Origin of the sequence: Nostoc sp. FACHB-152 (assembly GCF_014697475.1) — a bacterium.
GTDB lineage: Bacteria > Cyanobacteriota > Cyanobacteriia > Cyanobacteriales > Nostocaceae > Nostoc_B.
In genome coordinates, this window is sequence record NZ_JACJRV010000023.1 from 70,647 (window position 1) to 87,532 (window position 16,886).

The following is a 16,886-nucleotide window of genomic DNA, read 5'->3' on the forward strand; positions in this document are numbered from 1 at the left end:
CTATATCTTTCATTAAACAGATTATTTACTAGAGTATTATTGAATTTGTATGCACATAAATATTTACAAAATTCGATTAAGGCAGGAATTAAATATGCCAGTAAATAAAAAGTGTTAAATTTTTACACTAACAAATAAAATGAGGTAATTTTGCCAGAAATTCAGTATGAGCGCAGTAAAATTGTAAATAATATGGTTGCTGAGAAAAAACAACAAATCCAATTACAAAATTCGGATTTTCTCAAACTTAACGGAGATGTTATGGAACCTCCTCTACTTCTTGCTGGTTTAAACGTCTTGGTAGTGGATGATGATGATGATAGCCGGTTTTACGTTACTACCGTTTTGGAAGGAGATGGAGCTAATGTTGTAGCAGTAGCATCAGCAGCTGCTGCACTAGAAGCACTGACTAAACTACAGCCGGAAGTTTTGGTATGTGATATTGCGATGCCAGATGAAGATGGTTACACTCTCATCCGTAAGGTGCGATCGCTCAAACCAGACCAAGGTGGACGAATCCCCGCAGTTGCATTAACAGCCTATGCCGATAGCGAGGATCGTGTCCGTGCTATAGAAGCTGGCTTTCAGACCCATGTGGGTAAACCAGTTGACCCAACTGAACTAGTAGAAATCATATCTAATTTAGTTGCAGCCTGTCAGAGTTATTAGGAAACAGGTACAGGGTTGCAGATGATAATAACTATTAGCTATGAACAAATGACTAATTAAAAGTAATCTGCTCAGATTTATATTCTGGCGGCTCGATCTGAATCACAATCCTGACAGGATGAAAGCGTTCTTCGAGCCGCCTCTCGACATCTTCAGTAATGCGATGAGCCGTTTCTACATCTGGCGCATCTACTATCAAATGCATTTCAATGAAAACTTGGCGACCTAAAAGACCTCTGGAAGCAATATCATGACAGTTGATAACTCCAGGTACAGAAGTTGCGATCGCATGAATACTTTCTGGAGTAATCGCTATTTGATCTACCAACCAAGGTAAATTCGCTTGTAATACTGACCAGCCACTCCAAAATACCAGCAAAGCTACCGGAAAAGCTAATACTATATCTAGCCATTGATAGCCTAACCAAACGCCAATTAACCCGCCAATGACTGAAATTGTTACCCAAACGTCACTCATCGTGTGGGTAGCATCAGCAATTAAAATTGGACTACCTACTCGCTGGCCTACTCTGCGTTCATAAAACGCCACAAAAATATTTACACCCAAAACAATTAACAATAACCATAATTCTGGCGGTGAAATACGTACAGGCTCACCACCTTTAAGAATTCGCTCGACTGCTCCTTGCAGGATTTCAAAGCAAGCTATGCCTAAAAAAGCAGCAATTCCTAAAGCACCTACTGCTTCAAATTTTTGATGTCCGTAAGGATGTTCGCGGTCAGGATGAGGGGAAGAAAACTTACTAGCAAATAATCCTAGAACGTTATTGGCACTATCTGTCACACTGTGTAAAGCATCAGCAAACAAGCTTAAAGAACCTGTCCAATAACCTACAACTACTTTTAAACTCATTACGAATAAATTAAGCAGTAGGGTAATAATTAAAACTTTTCGCACAGCAGCGCGATTATCGTAAGTCATAGTTATTTTTTAACAGCATATTCTATGACTTCTAAGTGTAAAACTTAAAACGTAAATATTAAATATCGAATTTTTGCTTAGTTAGAATAATTCTCTATATTAATTCAGTATTTTTGTTTGACCTATTGAGATTATTTTTGATTAATTTAACCTAGAAGCCGCTTATTTATTAGAATATATATAATAAATAGGCAGACTTTTTTATCATTAATTAATAGAAATTTTTCATTAATTTTTTTCTCGATTATTATAAAATTCAAACCAATACACCAAAATAAGCTTTATGTCATGTATCTTTCGGTAACATAGGAAGTATCAAAAAAATTTAAGCAAGCTCATGTCTTCAACTCCTTTGACATTGAACTTAGGTGACGGTTCTGTGTCTTTCAGTTTTTCACCCCAAGCTGCACAAGAATTAAAAGCTGCGATCGCTCAATTAATGGAGCGTCTGAAAGCTGTCGCCGCGAAACCTGCTGCTGGTGGCAAAGTCAGTCCCCAACCGCCCCTCGAATATCGTTACACAGGCGAAGTCTTTCTAGAAATTTTCTGCAATCCCAATATTTGGCCTACACCCTTTGCAGCCAAAGTCCTGCTAACTGTGCGTGATCTCAACATTCGTTTAACTACAGAAGCTGAACTCACTCGGCTGGTTGAAGATGTGAATCAGTATTTGGAGCAAGTAGAGTAAGCATTACCTGTAGGAGACGTTGCATTGCAACGTCTCTGGTGATATTTTGACTAAGCAACTATATCTCAATACGGTTCAGTTAGTGAAATTCAAACGTTGAAGATCCCCCTAAATCCCCCTTAAAAAGCAGGGCTGTTTCATTCCACAAGGGCAAGAAGTTTGTCAATATCATGAGAGAGAAATCTTTGAGCAATTGTGATGGAAGTATGACCATTTCGGCGCAGGATGTTGAGAGCTTTGGCGAAGCCTTGCCGAAGGCATCGCTCTGATAATAGAAAGATGAGCGGGAGCGTTGCCAAGACGGATTGTAGAACAGTCCTCTTTGAAAACAACGTCTTTCACCCAGTGAATGATGCCGAGTTTTTTTTAAATTCCGATACTAACTCTTCGTCCTGTTTTTGGCTTTGAGGGCGTGGTACTTTCAATATCGCACCCAACCATAGACTGTTCCATACTCAAGCTCCAGCCCATGTTGGCGTTTCAACCACTCGACTATTTCACCGTAACTACCAAACCCTTTCTCTGTTTCCAGTTCAAGATTAAGCGCAGCGAGGGCCTCATCATTAATTTTTCGGTTTGCTCCAGGTGCTTTCTTAATTTCTAGCAAGCCAGACAGCCCACTAGCTCTATACTTTTGCAACCATCTTGTCACCGTTGATGTATCTCTACCCAAACGTTTCCCTATTTCTTGCTGTTGCTTAACTTGACCACTCGCCAGCCACCACAACATTTGTAACTTTTCTTTCTGGATTCCCGAAGACGTTGTTTGTAGGCGTTTTTTCAGTTCCTCTTCACTCTCGGCGAGCGCAATTTTAAATGGGCCGCTCATGGTTGGGTTAACTTACCAAGTTTGCTTTTCTCCATTATATGCAGCTTCATTTTTAATTGGTATAAGCTACTTATGTTACTCGAACAGAATGCGAAATCAGTTTGATATCCTCTCTTAAGGCGATCGCATCATAGGGCATTAAAATTTTCTCAAATCTTGTGCATTCCGAAATTAGATAAACAGCAACTGTAGCTCTAAGCTGTTTGACTTCTGGTTTATGAGTCGAGTGACGATGATAAAAGTATGGTTTTGCAGTTTTTGTTTCTTCTTACTGACTGTTGGTTGCACAAGTTCTAACTCTGACAGTAGAGATGTGAGCAAACAAACACAACCACCAAAAGCACCAACAATATCTAAACCTAGCGTTAATAGTACACATGAACTGTACAAACAAATAGAACAAATATCTCGTATTGCTCAAGGGCGTGTTGGGGTTACAGCTACATTGCTAGAAACTGCACAGTCAGTTAGTTTCAATGGAGATCAACGCTTTCCCATGCAAAGTGTGTACAAATTTCCTATTGGAATGGCTGTGTTAGCTCAAGTAGATCAAGGAAAATTAAAGTTAGACCAGAAAGTACTTGTTAAAAAAAGCGATTTTGTCTCAAAGCCTCAGCATAGTCCGATTCGAGACAAGAATCCGCAAGGAGTAGAACTGAGTTTGGCTGAACTATTGGAATATATGGTGTCCTAAAGCGACAATACAGCTTGTGATGTGCGATTCCTTGGGCTATCTCTATGCCACTCACATGAAGCGGTTGAATTTAGATGAACACTGGCATTCAGGATGCCTACAATCTTGCCTGGAAACTGGCGATGGTGATTACAAGTCAGTCTCCTGAGCACCTGCTGGATACCTATGAAGAGGAACGCTTGCCGATCGCCCAAGGAGTACTGGCTCAAACGGACACGCGCACGAAAGTTTTGGTTTCCAATCATCCCATCATGCAATTCTTGCGCGAACGAGTTTTCAGTTTAAATTCAGTTCAAAGTTATCTAACTCGACGCAGTTCACAGCTTTTTATCCATTATCGATCGTCATCGCTCTCGCGTTCTTACCAGAGAAGTCTGAAGTTTAATCTGATGAATTGGTTTATGTTTCGATTTGGACTTCAAGCAAGCGATCGGGCACCAAATGGAACGTGTATCCGAGCAGTAACTCATGAAGAAACCAGTCTGCTGCAAGAGCTTCGCGGAACGCACTTAAATCCATTGCTGTTCGACGGACTGAATCCCTCAAAAGCGGAATACACAAACCTCATAAAGGTCGCTCAACAAGTAGAATTGCTGCTGGGAAACATGGTTAAAATCTATATCGTGATCGGTACCGATACGGTGTCGCAGCAACTCAATTGGAATGGGTCGGTATTACAGGATGAATCACACACTCTGCACAAGCGGTATGGTGCCAATGCAGCGGCACTATACCTGATTCGACCCGATGGCTACATCGGTTTTCGGAGTCAGCCTATTGCAGTTGAGCCATTACTGAAGTACCTCAACCATCTATTTCTACTGAATCGCGATCAACGTTCTCAAGAATTAAAACAACAAGAACTCGCAACTACCGTATACGAACACAGTAACATTTAAAGGAGGCATCCCATGCTAGAAGCAAATGAACTGCACGCCATCATTGGAGCGAGCAGCGGAACTGGCAATGCATCAAAAATTTTAGTGACAGGCGGAACAGGTTCCCTCGGTTCTCTGGTGGTCGATCGCCTGCAAGCAAAAGGTTGCAATGTCCAGATTCTTAGCCACAGCAAACGACCCGGCACCGTGCAAGGAGATTTGCTAACAGGTGAGGGATTGGAGAAAGCAGTCGAAGGGATTGATGTCATTATTCACTGTGCGTCCAGTCCCACAAATCCGCGCCAGGTTGATGTAGAAGGAACAAAACGTTTGCTCCACGCAGCAGAGCAGGCAGGCGTTGCTCATTTCGTGTTTATCTCGATCGTCGGAGTTGATCGCAACCGCTCCTATCCCTACTATGCCATGAAGCTTGAAGTTGAACAGATGATTGAACAAGCTGCGATCCCGTGGACTATTCTCAGAGCCACGCAGTTTCACGAATTTGTCCTGACGCTGATTCAATTCCTCGATCGCCTCCCAATCATGCTCATGCCCAAAGGATTTCTGATCCAGCCTATTGAAGCAAGTGAAGTTGCCGATCGCCTGGTGGAACTGGCTCTGTCAACGCCTGCCGAACGAGTGACCGATATCGGTGGTCCCAAAGTTTGGACAGCAGCAGATCTGGCTAGAACTTACTTCAACACGATCGGGCAGAAACGGAGAGTTGTAGAAATTCCCCTCCCTGGCAAAGTGGCGCAAGCCTTCCGCACAGGAGTACATCTATGTCCTGAGCAGAAATACGGCAAAGTTCGCTGGGACGAGTTTTTGAATCAACGATTCAACAAAAACCTAACAGACAAGGACAAGCATTGATGAACAACACTTCCCAAACTCAAGCAAACAACTGGCTCCGTTTCGGCGTATGGTTTCTGGCGGTTGTTCCCCTGATCGTTGGCTTCTGGGCTTTTTTTGCCCCGTACCACTTTTATGAAATCTTCCCACTCCCAGGTAGAAATTGGATTTCAACCTTAGGTCCCTATAATGAACATTTGGTTCGAGACTATGGTGCAAACAATCTTGGTTTCGGAGTACTGTTAGCGATGGCAGCCATGTTGCTTGGACGGCAATTGATCCAGGTTGCATTGGCCAGTTGGCTTGCCTTCGCAGTACCACACTTCATCTTTCACTTGACGCAAACTCACCACTTCTCTTTATTTGATAATCTGACGCAGCTTGGCTCGTTAGGGTTTGTGGTTTTGTTGCCGATCGTCCTGCTCGTTATCGTGCGGCGATCCAATCTGTTCAAAGGTTATTAGAGATTGAGCCGTTACAAGAAAGCAGCTACGCCGCACTGATGCGACTATATTCACTCTTAGGCGATCGCGCTACAGCACTGCGCGTTTATCATCGGTGCATGACTCTTTTACAAGAGGAGTTAGGAGTTGATCCCAGCCCCGCAACTCGTCAATTGTACGAGCGATTGTTACGGGAGGAAGCAGAGATACCAGAGGAGCACAGAAGCAGGGGAGCGGGGAAAAATGAAACAGTAGCTTCTCCCTTGCCACTCTCATCTCTTCATTGCGACTGGGGTGAAGCTATTGATGTTTCTGTATTTTATGGTAGAAAAGCGGAGCAGAAAACACTCCGAGAATGGATTCTTAGAGATAACTGTCGCCTGATTGCCTTATTAGGAATGGGTGGTATTGGCAAAACAGCATTAGCTGTGAAGGTGGCACAAGAATTAATAGAGGCAGAAGAAACTGCTTTTGAATTGGTTATCTGGCGTTCTCTTCGCAATGCTCCGCCATTTGAGACATTATTAAATGACTGGGTGTTGTTTCTTTCTCATCAACAAGAAACCCGAATAGATTTGCAGCAATTGCTTTTTTACCTGCGTTCTCATCGTTGCTTGTTAATTTTAGACAATGTAGAAACCATTTTTCAAGCTGGAAATCGGGCTGGGCAATATCGTTCAGGGTATGAGCGATACGGTGAACTGTTCACTGTCATTGGGGAAACAGCCCATCAAAGTTGCTTACTTTTCACCAGCCGTGAAAAAACTCCTGAAGTTGCGACATTAGAAAGTCTAGAAGCTAAAGTGCGATCGCTGCAATTAACTGGCTCATCAGAAGTTGCCCAAACTTTAATTCAAGCTGCCAGACTGATAGGCTCAGATGAGCAAAAACAAATCTTAGCGAAATCTTATAGCCATAATCCTTTAGCAATCAAGATTGTCGCCAGTTCTATTCGAGATATTTTCGGTGGAGATGTTCAAGAATTTCTCAGTCAAGATGCGCTCTTATTTAATGGCGCTCGTCAGCTGTTGGATCAGCAATTTGAGCGGCTCTCCAACTTAGAGCAAACTATTTTGTATTGGTTAGCCATCAATCGAGAATGGACAACTATTGCCGAACTCGCTGCGGATATTGTGCCATCTGTACCACGCACTCGATTATTAGAAGCTTTAGAATCATTGGTCTGGAGGAGTTTGATTGAAAGACGGGGTAGTAGTTACACGCAACAGCCTGTAGTTATGGAGTACGTATGCGATCGCTTGACTACCCAAATCGTCAATGAACTCGTCACCACAGAACTATCATTGTTTGTCAGTCACGCCTTAATTAAAACAACAACTAGTGACTACATTCGTGAAAGTCAAGTGCAACTGATTTTACAACCCATTGCTGACCAATTCCGTCACAACTGCAATTCGCAGTCATCCTTAACACAGCAAATCTCTCAAATTTTAACCGCACTACGCAGCTTAGACAGCGAAATTGGATATGGTTGTGGCAATTTAATTAATTTATGCCTTCATCTCAAGTTTGATTTAACTGGATATAACTTCTCTCACTTAAGTATTCGCCATGTCTATTTTCTAGGTTTTAACTTACATCAAGTCAACTTTAGCAACGCGAATTTTAGGGAATGTGCGTTCCATCAGACTTTTAGTGTAGTATTCTCAGTAGCCTTCAGCCCTGATAATCAGATATTAGCCATTGGCGATATGAATAGTCATGTCCGCCTATGGCAACTTGCCAATGGGCAACCTCTTTTGACATTGCAAGAACATACCAGTCGAGTTCATTCCGTTGCTTGGCATCCTGATGGTCAAATCTTAGCTACTGGTAGCGACGATCAAACAATTAAACTGTGGAATACTCAAACTGGTGAATGTTTGCAAACTCTCCGAGGACATCTTGGTTCTGTTTGGTCTGTCGCTTGGAGTCCCGATGGCAAAATTTTAGCTTCTAGTAGTGCCGATCAAACCATCAAGCGCTGGAATCCTAAAAGTGGCGAATGTCTGCAAACCTTAGAAGGGCATCAAAATTTGATCTGGTTTGTGGCTTGGAGTCCAGACGGTAAAATCCTCGCTAGTGGCAGTGACGACCAGACAATTCGACTTTGGGATATTCCAAGCGGTGAGTGTATCCAAACTTTACAAGCAGAGGGAAACTGGGTTCGTTCCTTGGTATGGCATCCTCATGAGAAAATTCTTGCCAGTGCCAGCACAGACAAACTTCTGCGACTATGGGATGTTAACACAGGACAATGTTTGCGAGTCATAAAAGGGCATACACGCTGGATTTATTCTGTAGCCTGGAGTCTTGATGGACAACTGCTAGCAACCAGCAGTACTGACCGAACTGTGAAACTCTGGAATGTTCAGACAGGTGAATGCCTCAAATCGCTGGTCGGTCACAATAGTTTAGTCTGGTCAACGGCATGGAGTCCTAATGGTAGAATCCTGGCCAGTAGCAGTGATGATTGTACAATCAAGCTCTGGAATTCAGTTACAGGTGAATGCCTGAAAACACTGCGAGGACATCATAGCTTGATTTGGTATGTCTCTTGGAGTCCAGATGGAAAAATGCTGGCAAGTGGCAGTAACGACCAAACGGTAAGACTTTGGGATATTAATACAGGTGAATGTTTGCGGATTTTGAGGAGCGATCGCCCTTACGAAGGTATGAATATTACAGATGTAACCGGATTAACTGACGCGCAAAAAGCCAGCCTCAAGGCGTTAGGAGCGATTACTAATCAATAAATAATTTTTAGTTCTGAAATTCTTACTTCAACTCCAGATCGCTTTGAGAACGACTCAAGAACGCTCTTTTAACTAATCTAAAGTTATCAAGTTAAACTGCATTGAAGGAATAAGTACAAATAATGGAAGTTTTTTTAGCTAATAGCCATCATCTTGAAAGTCTGTCGCTAGTGTTTGATCAATACCGTATTTTCTATAATCAAGCATCAAATATTGAAGCTGCTAAAGAGTTTCTCAAAGAGCGTTTTAAAAATAATGATTCGGTAGTATTTGCAGCTAATGACAATGGAGAAATAATTGGGTTTACTCAGCTTTATCCCAGCTTTTCTTCAGTGTCCATGAAGCGAGTATGGATATTAAACGATTTGTATGTGAAAGAGTCGCATCGCCAAAAGGGTGTTGCAAAGCTATTGATGAGTGCTGCACAAGATTATGCAAAAAGCAGTGGAGCAGTTCGAGTAATATTATCAACCCATATTACTAACAAAAAAGCTCAAAAACTTTATGAATCACAAGGATATATTAAGGATGAAGAGTTTTATCATTACGCTTTACGATTACAGTAGTAATATTCCAACCCATTCCGTGATACTTACTCAGTTATGAAATTTTCACTGTGATGAGCCAAGATGAAACAGTGCAAATTGAGATTAATTTTTAAATTTTATCAGACTTTTAGAATAATTTTTTCATTTTTAATGATATTGAAACCAATATGGATGATTCAATCAGATTTTTACTAGAGAATGCTGCTCATACAGTAAAAAAATTAGGCCTAAGTGATGAAAAAATTCTTCAGCAGCTTTACGAGCAATGTACTGATTACGCTATTTTGACAGATGGACATCCACCTCTATCTTCGGCTGCTGCTGAGGAGTTTTTAGCCTTACCTGAAGGTAAAACTATACAAGATAAATTTATATTGGGTTTGTTTGCTCCAGATGATACCCTTGTGGGAATGCTCGAAACCATTCGTCATTATCCTGATGAGAAAAGTTGGTGGATAGGGTTAATGATGTTGTCTCCAGAACATCGAGGTAAAGGGTTAGGTTCTCAGTTATATCAAGCTTACGAAACTTGGGTGATACAGCAGTCAGCGCAATTTGTATGTTTAGCGGTTCTGGAAGAAAATCAGCCAGGATTCAATTTTTGGCAGAAGTTGGGTTTTGAAGTGATACGTATAGCACCACCCCAACAATTTGGAAACAAAGTTCATCGGCGTTATGTACTGCGGCGACAGGTATAGTAGGGGATAGGTGACAGGTAATAGGTGACAGATTTAAAAGTCTCGTAGCGTTGCTATAACTCAAGGTCAAGTAGTGTCTACAGTCAATTAATTTGACTGTATTTATTGGCAAAAGTGCAATGACTATAACCTATTACGAATAACCCTTTTGTCTGATAGCGGCATAAGGCACCACCCGATCGCTGCTGTAATTAAAAGCAAACTACCACTGATGATTAACACTAAATTGATATCTGTTAACTCTGTAAATACTCCTGCAATCAATAAACCAAAAAGACCAGCACTAAAGTGAATTGCAGTGTGCGACGTAAATACTTGTCCAGCAGTTTTACTCGGTGTTGTTTCTTGCAAAAGAGTTTGTTCTAAAGGATTACCCGCACCCAACAACAAACCAGCACTACCACTTAATAGCATTAATGCAACCTGTGTTTGTGCGATCGCGCAAAGCATAATAGAGGCTGCTGTCAGGAGTAAACCACTGTAATAAATTGCTGAACGAGACAGTATCTTGATGAGAGTTGAATATAATAAAGCACCCCCAGTCGCAGCCATGCCAAATAAGGATAGGCAAATACCTAGTAGTGTGGTGCTGCCAAATTTTTGGGTGGTTAAAATCGGGAGTAAAATTCCGAGAAATGGCAAAAGTACAAAATTTAGTACCATACCGCTAATAGCTAGCGATCGCAATAGACGATGTTGAAAAATAAAACGAATCCCGGCGATCGGATCGCTGCTTTCATGCTCAAAAATCGGATGACGCTGACGGGGAATAGCGATCGCAAACATCACAGCGCAGATCAAGAAACTCACCGCATCAACAAAAAATGTATTGACAGCACCAATCCAACTGATTAATCCTGCACCCACAACTGGCCCCAACAGATCCGCCCCATTTTCTAAACTACCGCGATATCCATTTACTTTCTCCAGAGGAATGCGGGCAAGCCTAGCAAATTTAGGCACAAGGGTTTGCCGCGCTGAAGTAGCTGTGGGATCAAATAACGCACCCACAAACACCGATAAGAAAATGACGAGTTGCGGCACTGTGTCGAACCAAAGAAACAGTAAAGGCAACGACAGAACCGAAAAGCAGCTGAATAAATCAGCCACTACACTAACTCGCCATGCACCAAATCGGTCAATTACTTTTCCGCCCACAAATACTGCCAACACAATAGGGATAATATTTCCAGCCCCAGCAATGCCTGTTGCAATTGCTGAGTGGGTAAATTGCAGCACTAAAATCGGGATTGCTACGGCTGCAATCTGATTCCCCACTTGAGAGAGAAATTCAGCGCAAATTAGACAAATAAGAGGAAGCGATCGCATTCTGAGATTCATTAGCTTTATTTTTCTAAGCTTTGAGATGCGGTTACTATAAGGCAACAGATAAATTGTAGGAGCCTACGCTGTCAGCCCCTACACAGGTTTTTTGAATTGGTGGCGAGTACCTCTAATACCGTTTCACTTTAAGGTTGATACATTTAGGCAAGCAGAGGGGCAAGGGCGCAGAGGAGAAATTATTTGTATCATTTATTTGGTGAATTGGTATAACAAACCACTTTCAGGTACTTTGTAATAGCCCTTTGCTGGAAATGTGGTTCCACAACATTGGTAGACAGGCTTTGCAAATAGCTGTGATATGGCGGGAGTCAGTGCCACAACAACCACCCAGAATATTGAGATGGGGCAATTTGTGTCTTAATTCACGGTATTGATTACCCAATTCCAATGGATTACCCTCATCCAAATCTGCCGCTTCATTCAGTTCGGCATGGCTTCTAGTAGAAGCGTTGGCACGGATACCACGAATGCGACTCACCCACGCTTTATCCTGTGTCAGTCAGTGGGCAAAATGGGTAGGATGGGCGCAGTTGATCATGTAGTAAGCAGGTGCGTTGTCTGTGGTTGCATCGACCTGCTGTATGGCATCTTGTAACGTCTGTCCTGTTGGGAGTTTACCATCGGTCTCAACTGTAAAAGAAATCACCACTGGCATTTCAACGGACTGGGCAGCACGAGTAATGCCGATCGCCTCTTCAACATAATTCATGGTGATTGCAGTTACCAAGTCAGCATCCGCATCCCGGAAGCTGTCAATTTGAGGGCGATGATATGCCTCAGTTTCCGAGACACTCATAACTGCCGATGGAATATAGCCATCCCCACGCGGCCCAATGCAACCACTAATCACCATCGTGCTAACTTCCGATGCGTATTCTTGACGGATTTCATGAAGTAGTGCGATCGCTTTGCGGTTTATGTCTGCCAGTGCTGCTTGGTTATAACCAAGTTTAGTAGCCCAATCGGGATTAGCTCGCCAGGTGGCACTTTCTAGAATCAATCCCACCTGATATTCTCTGGCGATGCTGGCGTAGGTGCGAAAATACTTTTGCAGTGCTTGGTATCCTGCCTCATGCTTTAACAAATCAAAAGCAGCAAAATCAGGTAAATCCCAACCTTCATGAAAGATGAGTGTGGTTTCAATGCCACCATCGGTGATGAATAAGTCACTTGACAATTGTGGCAAATGATTTCTGTACTGTGTCATTGTCTTTTTCCCATAAGTTGAGGTTTTGTAGGTGTAGCTCTCTAGAAAGCTACACCTACACTGCTGGCTATTGTTATGAGATTGTTGTCAATCCACCTGCTGAACTATTGTTAATTTGCAACTGATTTGCGTTAACACCTTGAACAACACCAATCAATTCAGTACTACCGTCAATACTGGCGAAAATACCTACACCTGAAAAACCTCCAGGCAAATTACTAACCGAGCCGAGGTTATAGGAGACACCTCCTTTTAACTCAATTAAATCTGAACCATCAGTGAAATCAGTAATCACAGCGAAGTCAGAGAAGCCACCATTACGCCCAATCCCATCGTCGTAGTAAACTCGGTTGGTATCACCTAGTACAAAGATATCTTGCCCAGCCAGCCCATGCCCGCCCGTGAGTCGGTCAATTTCACCTTGTCCAGGGCGGAGGAGAAAACGACCGTTATCTACACCTATCAAGCGATCGCCTGTAGTTCCTTGGCGGTCATCTCCAATTAGGATGTCGTTACCACTACCTCCAACTAGCGTGTCACTGCCACCCCCACCAATGAGGCGATCGTTCCCTTCTTGCCCAAAGAGTTTATCTTCACCAGCACCCCCTTCAAGAGTGTCATTCCCTGCTCCCGCAAAAATTTCGTCATTACCGAAGTTGAGGAAAAACTCAAACTCGGAGGCTTCACCCCGTAAAATATCATCACCATCGTTACCATGGAGAATGTTGTTGCCACTACCACCAGTGATAGTGTCTTTGCCCGCGCCCCCTTGCAGGTTATCGTTGCCATCTCCACCGTTAATGCGATCGTCACCTGCTCGTCCTAAGATGAAATCATCACCTGCAAGCCCATTGATCAAGTCATTGAACTCAGTACCAAGTAGATTATCATTAGCAGATGTACCAGTAATTGTAGCCATTTAATTTCTCCTAAATTTAAATATCAGCAATGCTGTTCCTTAGATATGTGGAACAACCTTGTAAATTCAGGATATTGACAAGACCGCTCCGCAAACGTGCCAAAAGCGATCCGATACCGTTTGTACAACTGATACGAGGGAGAAACTTTTTTTAGGTGATTTGGACTACACAATCACAGGCTTAAAAGCAGCATATAGCTTTGTGAGTGAATCCTAAGGCTGTTGCTTTTGGGTTTGCCACTCTAGGGCTTTTTTTTCCATCGCTTTGATAAACTCATCTTTGCCATCCATATACCCTTCAATATCCTCAGGATATTTTTTTGCTAATCTGCGCTTTAATTCGCTGTATTGTTGAGCAGCATCAGGATGAGCAATCATGTAATCCCGAAATGCTAGATGTCTGGTAATTTCTGATGAACCAACCTCATAGGTATGAACATTGTGGGTTCTAATTCCTGGTGAACTGTTTTTGCGGAAGTAACGCCGACCAGGAAGCCCAAATTCGCCCATAGCTTCATACCCTATCGCTACCATTGCCGCACTGTGTTCATCAACTTTGCGAATATCTTTAACTTCAATTAAAAAATCAATCACAGGTTTAGCGTAAATCCCTGGAATCGCAGTACTACCAATATGGTGAATTGAAATAATATTTTTTTCCATCACTGACGCAATTTGCTTTGATTCTGCCTTAAACTCCTCCACCCATTTTGGATTAGGCGGGACAACTTCTACTTTCATAAAATTGTGGAAATGATTGGAAGACATAGTTTTCTTCTCCTCTGATAGCCCTAAATTTACAGCAATAGATTATCTTGTTAACGTCGTAAAGTGAAATTGTGATAGCTTGATGCAAGTTGTTTCAAGGAAAAGTAAGGTTTCTCAATCCAGACTCGAACTTCTAATTCAGTGCTGAAGTAAGCTGTTTGGTCTGTTGCAGGGTCATAAGCTTCCCAATAAGTATCTCCTTGATGATTTGTTTTCTGCCAAACTTGTACTTCCTTTGTCTGGATTAAAGCTTTAGCTAAAAATTTCCCAATATGTCCTAGCCAAAATGAAATTTTTGTCTTGTTTGCTCTGTAGTTTTGGCTATAATTGGAAATAAATTTTAAGCTTTCAAAGAATAGTAATTTTGATTTCATAGTCGTGAACTTAGTCAGCTTTTAATTCGGCTGAACTTAAGCTAATAATGGTAGCGTTCGGCAAACGTTTACGTAACGTTCGCTAAAACTACCGGAACTATATCGAACTTCTCTTTTTATTTACTCCGCAAGATTAAATGAGTCTAGACGAGTTGACTTTATAGATAGCTTTATAGATAGCAAGAAACGGGTGGTGCTGAACTTCTGCCCTCGTTAAACTGAGGGTTACATGATACACAGTGCTAAAACCAGTCAGTTGTATGCATTCTTTGGTAGAAGCCAACACCTATGACAGTGAAACCTATGATCGCATTGCTAAAGCGATCGCATTCATGGGTCAAAATTATTTGAATCAACCCGACCTCGCAACTGTCGCTCAATCTGTGAATCTCAGCGAATACCACTTTCAACGGCTGTTTAAAAAGTGGGCAGGTATCAGCCCCAAACGATTTTTGCAATATCTGACGGTGGAATATGCAAAATCAAAAATCGCTCAGACAGCTAGTTTGTTAGATCTGACTGTAGATACTGGTTTATCCAGTCCAGGGCGCTTACACGATCTGTTTGTAAACTTGGAAGCCATGTCGCCCGGTGAATTTAAAGCAGAGGGTAGGGGGCTACAGATTTGGTATGGCATTCATCCAACGCCTTTTGGTGACTGCTTGATTGCAACCACCTCTCGTGGCATCTGTAATCTTCATTTTCTGGATACAACCAGCAAGGATACTGCTGCACACATCCTCCGCTCGGAGTGGTCAAATGCTGATATCCTAAAGGATCAGCAAACAACCAAAGAGATTTGCGATCGCATCTTCGCACCAATTGCCACTAACAACCAACCTTTGGTTCTGTTGGTTAAAGGAACTAATTTTCAAATTCAAGTTTGGCGGGCACTCTTAAGCTTTCCATTTGGCGGGATCACAACTTACCAGGGATTAGCAACAGCAATGGGTCGCCCAACGGCTGCGAGAGCGGTCGGTAACGCATTAGGAAATAATCCAGTGGGATACGGATACCGTTGGCGAAATATTGCTTAACAAAAAAACACCGATTTTGCCGCGTATTACATGGCGATCGCGGTTATGGTCAAACCTTTACTGAACAATCTACGAGTGAATTGAGTAGATAGTGGAATACGGTTCATAAATACACATCTCTTAAGTATTGTGATCAGTTGGGATTGGTTCACCAAAATCGTTGTTATTGATACCAGTCCAAACCATTTCCCAGGCGATCACCTCCGGCGTGGCGGAGCATCGTCGCTCTAAATATTCCGGCGGTAAAAAGACTCCTCGATCCACATCCGCACTTCTTCTTCGGAAGCTAGACAAGCGGTGCGGCCTGTTTTGGGATTGTAAACTTCATACCAAACATTCCCTGCACGATCTTTGCGTTGCCAAATTTTCAACTCAGGTTCGGTGGTGAGTACATTCCAAATCCATTGCCCGAATCGTCTTAGTTGCTCTGTCAATTTTTGCAAGTTGGATTGAGGAACAGGAACCTCATCACCAAGAAGTTCAGGTTTTTTGTAGTCTTGCGATTGTGTATTCATCACTGCCTCCTGTTAAATTCACCATTGACTGCATAGTAAAGCGGTGATTAAATCGCAACTTCCCCAGATAAGTCTCAGTAGATCGATTCATCTGATCGGGTGAATCAGCCAGAGGTGCAAGTTGGCACAATCAGGCGAAGTGCAAAATCAACTCAAAGAGCGATTGTGAAATCAGCAATTGATTTACTATTCGCTATTGGGGGAAATTTAATGCCTTTCTTAACTATTCGTCGTTCGCTCGAAGTATTGCTTGCCTGCACTCCCATTTTGGGATTATTCAATATTCATACAATGGCGATCGCCGCACCTGGGATTTCTCAACCAAGCACTGATGCAAAATTTCAACCCCTGATTAAAGCCATTGAAGCGCAGATGAAAGCGCAAGATGTCCCTGGATTAGCTGTAGCGATCGTGCAAAATGGCAAGGTGACTTTTCAAAGAGGCTTCGGTGTTCGCAACACTGAAACTAAAGACCCAGTTACACCTGCAACCCTATTCCGAATTGGCTCAACCACCAAACCATTAACAGTAATTGGTATCATTCAATTAGTAGAAGCTGGCAAAGTCAAGCTTGATGAACCAGTTGTTCACTATGTGCCAGAGTTTAAAGTAAATTCCAAAATTAAGTAGAACGACATAAAAAAACCAAACTGTGTGAAGATAAGTAAATAAAGTCGATGTATCAAGCACGGTAACAAAGGTATGGGTAGCCGTTTAAGGGTAT

General features: G+C 42.3%; 18 protein-coding genes and 2 pseudogenes. 11 read left to right on the forward strand and 9 right to left on the reverse strand.

What is annotated here, in order from left to right; genetic code table 11:
* The first annotated feature begins 261 nt into the window (after nucleotides 1–261).
* The gene (locus H6G76_RS17560; protein WP_190703170.1) at nucleotides 262–669 is read left to right on the forward strand and encodes a response regulator; all 408 of its coding nucleotides are present in this window, start codon (nucleotides 262–264) and stop codon (nucleotides 667–669) included.
* A 52-nt stretch (nucleotides 670–721) separates the two neighbouring features.
* Here H6G76_RS17560 and H6G76_RS17565 read toward each other — a convergent pair whose 3' ends face one another.
* Nucleotides 722–1,612: a cation diffusion facilitator family transporter gene (locus tag H6G76_RS17565; RefSeq protein ID WP_190703119.1), complete on the reverse strand. Its 891-nt coding sequence runs from the start codon at nucleotides 1,610–1,612 to the stop codon at nucleotides 722–724.
* Nucleotides 1,613–1,949: 337 nt separating this feature from the next.
* Here H6G76_RS17565 and H6G76_RS17570 point away from each other — a divergent pair, with 337 nt between their 5' ends.
* Nucleotides 1,950–2,300, forward strand: coding sequence for a hypothetical protein (locus tag H6G76_RS17570; protein WP_190703121.1), 351 nt, complete (start codon nucleotides 1,950–1,952; stop codon nucleotides 2,298–2,300).
* A 137-nt stretch (nucleotides 2,301–2,437) separates the two neighbouring features.
* On the opposite strand, the gene H6G76_RS17575 is transcribed toward H6G76_RS17570, so the two are convergent.
* Nucleotides 2,438–2,599 (reverse strand): hypothetical protein, encoded by a 162-nt coding sequence (locus tag H6G76_RS17575; protein ID WP_190703123.1) that lies wholly within the window; start codon nucleotides 2,597–2,599, stop codon nucleotides 2,438–2,440.
* Between the two features lie 122 nt (nucleotides 2,600–2,721).
* Entirely contained in the window at nucleotides 2,722–3,129 is a 408-nt protein-coding gene (locus H6G76_RS17580) for a helix-turn-helix domain-containing protein (protein WP_190703126.1), read from the reverse strand.
* A 217-nt stretch (nucleotides 3,130–3,346) separates the two neighbouring features.
* Between H6G76_RS17580 and H6G76_RS17585 the strand changes: the two are divergent.
* From H6G76_RS17585 to H6G76_RS17615, 7 genes and pseudogenes are all read left to right on the forward strand, one after another.
* Nucleotides 3,347–3,820, forward strand: a pseudogene (locus H6G76_RS17585) (serine hydrolase); the annotation flags it as partial.
* Between the two features lie 77 nt (nucleotides 3,821–3,897).
* A complete protein-coding gene (locus H6G76_RS17590; protein WP_190703131.1) occupies nucleotides 3,898–4,722 on the forward strand; it encodes an FAD-dependent monooxygenase in 825 nt (274 codons plus the stop codon).
* Between the two features lie 12 nt (nucleotides 4,723–4,734).
* On the forward strand, nucleotides 4,735–5,574 hold the full coding sequence (locus H6G76_RS17595) for an SDR family oxidoreductase (RefSeq protein WP_190703134.1): 840 nt from the start codon (nucleotides 4,735–4,737) through the stop codon (nucleotides 5,572–5,574).
* The gene (locus H6G76_RS17600; RefSeq protein WP_190703137.1) at nucleotides 5,574–6,017 is read left to right on the forward strand and encodes a hypothetical protein; all 444 of its coding nucleotides are present in this window, start codon (nucleotides 5,574–5,576) and stop codon (nucleotides 6,015–6,017) included. Before H6G76_RS17595 ends, H6G76_RS17600 begins: the two co-directional genes overlap by 1 nt.
* Nucleotides 6,018–6,019: 2 nt before the next feature.
* A complete protein-coding gene (locus H6G76_RS38055) occupies nucleotides 6,020–8,752 on the forward strand; it encodes an eIF2A-related protein (RefSeq protein ID WP_313934790.1) in 2,733 nt (910 codons plus the stop codon).
* Nucleotides 8,753–8,874: 122 nt separating this feature from the next.
* Complete coding sequence (locus H6G76_RS17610; protein ID WP_190703142.1) at nucleotides 8,875–9,318, forward strand: GNAT family N-acetyltransferase; 444 nt, start codon at nucleotides 8,875–8,877, stop codon at nucleotides 9,316–9,318.
* 149 nt (nucleotides 9,319–9,467) lie between these two features.
* Nucleotides 9,468–9,998, forward strand: a complete 531-nt coding sequence (locus H6G76_RS17615; RefSeq protein ID WP_190703145.1) for an N-acetyltransferase — start codon at nucleotides 9,468–9,470, stop codon at nucleotides 9,996–9,998.
* Between the two features lie 123 nt (nucleotides 9,999–10,121).
* Here H6G76_RS17615 and H6G76_RS17620 read toward each other — a convergent pair whose 3' ends face one another.
* From H6G76_RS17620 to H6G76_RS17640, 5 genes and pseudogenes are all read right to left on the reverse strand, one after another.
* On the reverse strand, nucleotides 10,122–11,339 hold the full coding sequence (locus H6G76_RS17620) for an MFS transporter (protein ID WP_190703148.1): 1,218 nt from the start codon (nucleotides 11,337–11,339) through the stop codon (nucleotides 10,122–10,124).
* A 223-nt stretch (nucleotides 11,340–11,562) separates the two neighbouring features.
* Nucleotides 11,563–12,549: pseudogene (locus tag H6G76_RS17625) on the reverse strand (homocysteine S-methyltransferase family protein).
* Nucleotides 12,550–12,622: 73 nt separating this feature from the next.
* Nucleotides 12,623–13,468 carry a calcium-binding protein gene (locus tag H6G76_RS17630; protein ID WP_190703150.1) on the reverse strand — a complete coding sequence of 282 codons (846 nt, stop codon included), beginning with the start codon at nucleotides 13,466–13,468 and terminating at the stop codon, nucleotides 12,623–12,625.
* A 213-nt stretch (nucleotides 13,469–13,681) separates the two neighbouring features.
* Entirely contained in the window at nucleotides 13,682–14,236 is a 555-nt protein-coding gene (locus H6G76_RS17635; protein ID WP_242056442.1) for a GrpB family protein, read from the reverse strand.
* 50 nt (nucleotides 14,237–14,286) lie between these two features.
* Entirely contained in the window at nucleotides 14,287–14,610 is a 324-nt protein-coding gene (locus H6G76_RS17640) for a hypothetical protein (RefSeq protein WP_190703152.1), read from the reverse strand.
* A 260-nt stretch (nucleotides 14,611–14,870) separates the two neighbouring features.
* On the opposite strand from H6G76_RS17640, the gene H6G76_RS17645 reads away from it, so the two are divergent.
* The gene (locus tag H6G76_RS17645) at nucleotides 14,871–15,647 is read left to right on the forward strand and encodes a methylated-DNA--[protein]-cysteine S-methyltransferase (RefSeq protein WP_190703154.1); all 777 of its coding nucleotides are present in this window, start codon (nucleotides 14,871–14,873) and stop codon (nucleotides 15,645–15,647) included.
* A 227-nt stretch (nucleotides 15,648–15,874) separates the two neighbouring features.
* Here H6G76_RS17645 and H6G76_RS17650 read toward each other — a convergent pair whose 3' ends face one another.
* Nucleotides 15,875–16,162: a hypothetical protein gene (locus H6G76_RS17650; protein WP_190703156.1), complete on the reverse strand. Its 288-nt coding sequence runs from the start codon at nucleotides 16,160–16,162 to the stop codon at nucleotides 15,875–15,877.
* Between the two features lie 99 nt (nucleotides 16,163–16,261).
* Between H6G76_RS17650 and H6G76_RS38060 the strand changes: the two genes are divergently transcribed.
* On the forward strand, nucleotides 16,262–16,792 hold the full coding sequence (locus H6G76_RS38060; RefSeq protein WP_190703158.1) for a serine hydrolase: 531 nt from the start codon (nucleotides 16,262–16,264) through the stop codon (nucleotides 16,790–16,792).
* Nucleotides 16,793–16,886 lie beyond the last annotated feature (94 nt).

Excerpts from the sequence above, each read along its gene's own strand:
- H6G76_RS17560 (WP_190703170.1), top strand. The coding sequence starts at position 262 with ATGGAACCTCCTCTACTTCTTGCTGGTTTAAACGTCTTGGTAGTGGAT.
- H6G76_RS17565 (WP_190703119.1), bottom strand. The coding sequence starts at position 1,612 with ATGACTTACGATAATCGCGCTGCTGTGCGAAAAGTTTTAATTATTACC.
- H6G76_RS17570 (WP_190703121.1), top strand. The coding sequence starts at position 1,950 with ATGTCTTCAACTCCTTTGACATTGAACTTAGGTGACGGTTCTGTGTCT.
- H6G76_RS17580 (WP_190703126.1), bottom strand. The coding sequence starts at position 3,129 with ATGAGCGGCCCATTTAAAATTGCGCTCGCCGAGAGTGAAGAGGAACTG.
- H6G76_RS17590 (WP_190703131.1), top strand. The coding sequence starts at position 3,898 with ATGAACACTGGCATTCAGGATGCCTACAATCTTGCCTGGAAACTGGCG.
- H6G76_RS17595 (WP_190703134.1), top strand. The coding sequence starts at position 4,735 with ATGCTAGAAGCAAATGAACTGCACGCCATCATTGGAGCGAGCAGCGGA.
- H6G76_RS17600 (WP_190703137.1), top strand. The coding sequence starts at position 5,574 with ATGAACAACACTTCCCAAACTCAAGCAAACAACTGGCTCCGTTTCGGC.
- H6G76_RS17610 (WP_190703142.1), top strand. The coding sequence starts at position 8,875 with ATGGAAGTTTTTTTAGCTAATAGCCATCATCTTGAAAGTCTGTCGCTA.
- H6G76_RS17615 (WP_190703145.1), top strand. The coding sequence starts at position 9,468 with ATGGATGATTCAATCAGATTTTTACTAGAGAATGCTGCTCATACAGTA.
- H6G76_RS17620 (WP_190703148.1), bottom strand. The coding sequence starts at position 11,339 with ATGAATCTCAGAATGCGATCGCTTCCTCTTATTTGTCTAATTTGCGCT.
- H6G76_RS17630 (WP_190703150.1), bottom strand. The coding sequence starts at position 13,468 with ATGGCTACAATTACTGGTACATCTGCTAATGATAATCTACTTGGTACT.
- H6G76_RS17635 (WP_242056442.1), bottom strand. The coding sequence starts at position 14,236 with ATGTCTTCCAATCATTTCCACAATTTTATGAAAGTAGAAGTTGTCCCG.
- H6G76_RS17640 (WP_190703152.1), bottom strand. The coding sequence starts at position 14,610 with ATGAAATCAAAATTACTATTCTTTGAAAGCTTAAAATTTATTTCCAAT.
- H6G76_RS17645 (WP_190703154.1), top strand. The coding sequence starts at position 14,871 with ATGCATTCTTTGGTAGAAGCCAACACCTATGACAGTGAAACCTATGAT.
- H6G76_RS17650 (WP_190703156.1), bottom strand. The coding sequence starts at position 16,162 with ATGAATACACAATCGCAAGACTACAAAAAACCTGAACTTCTTGGTGAT.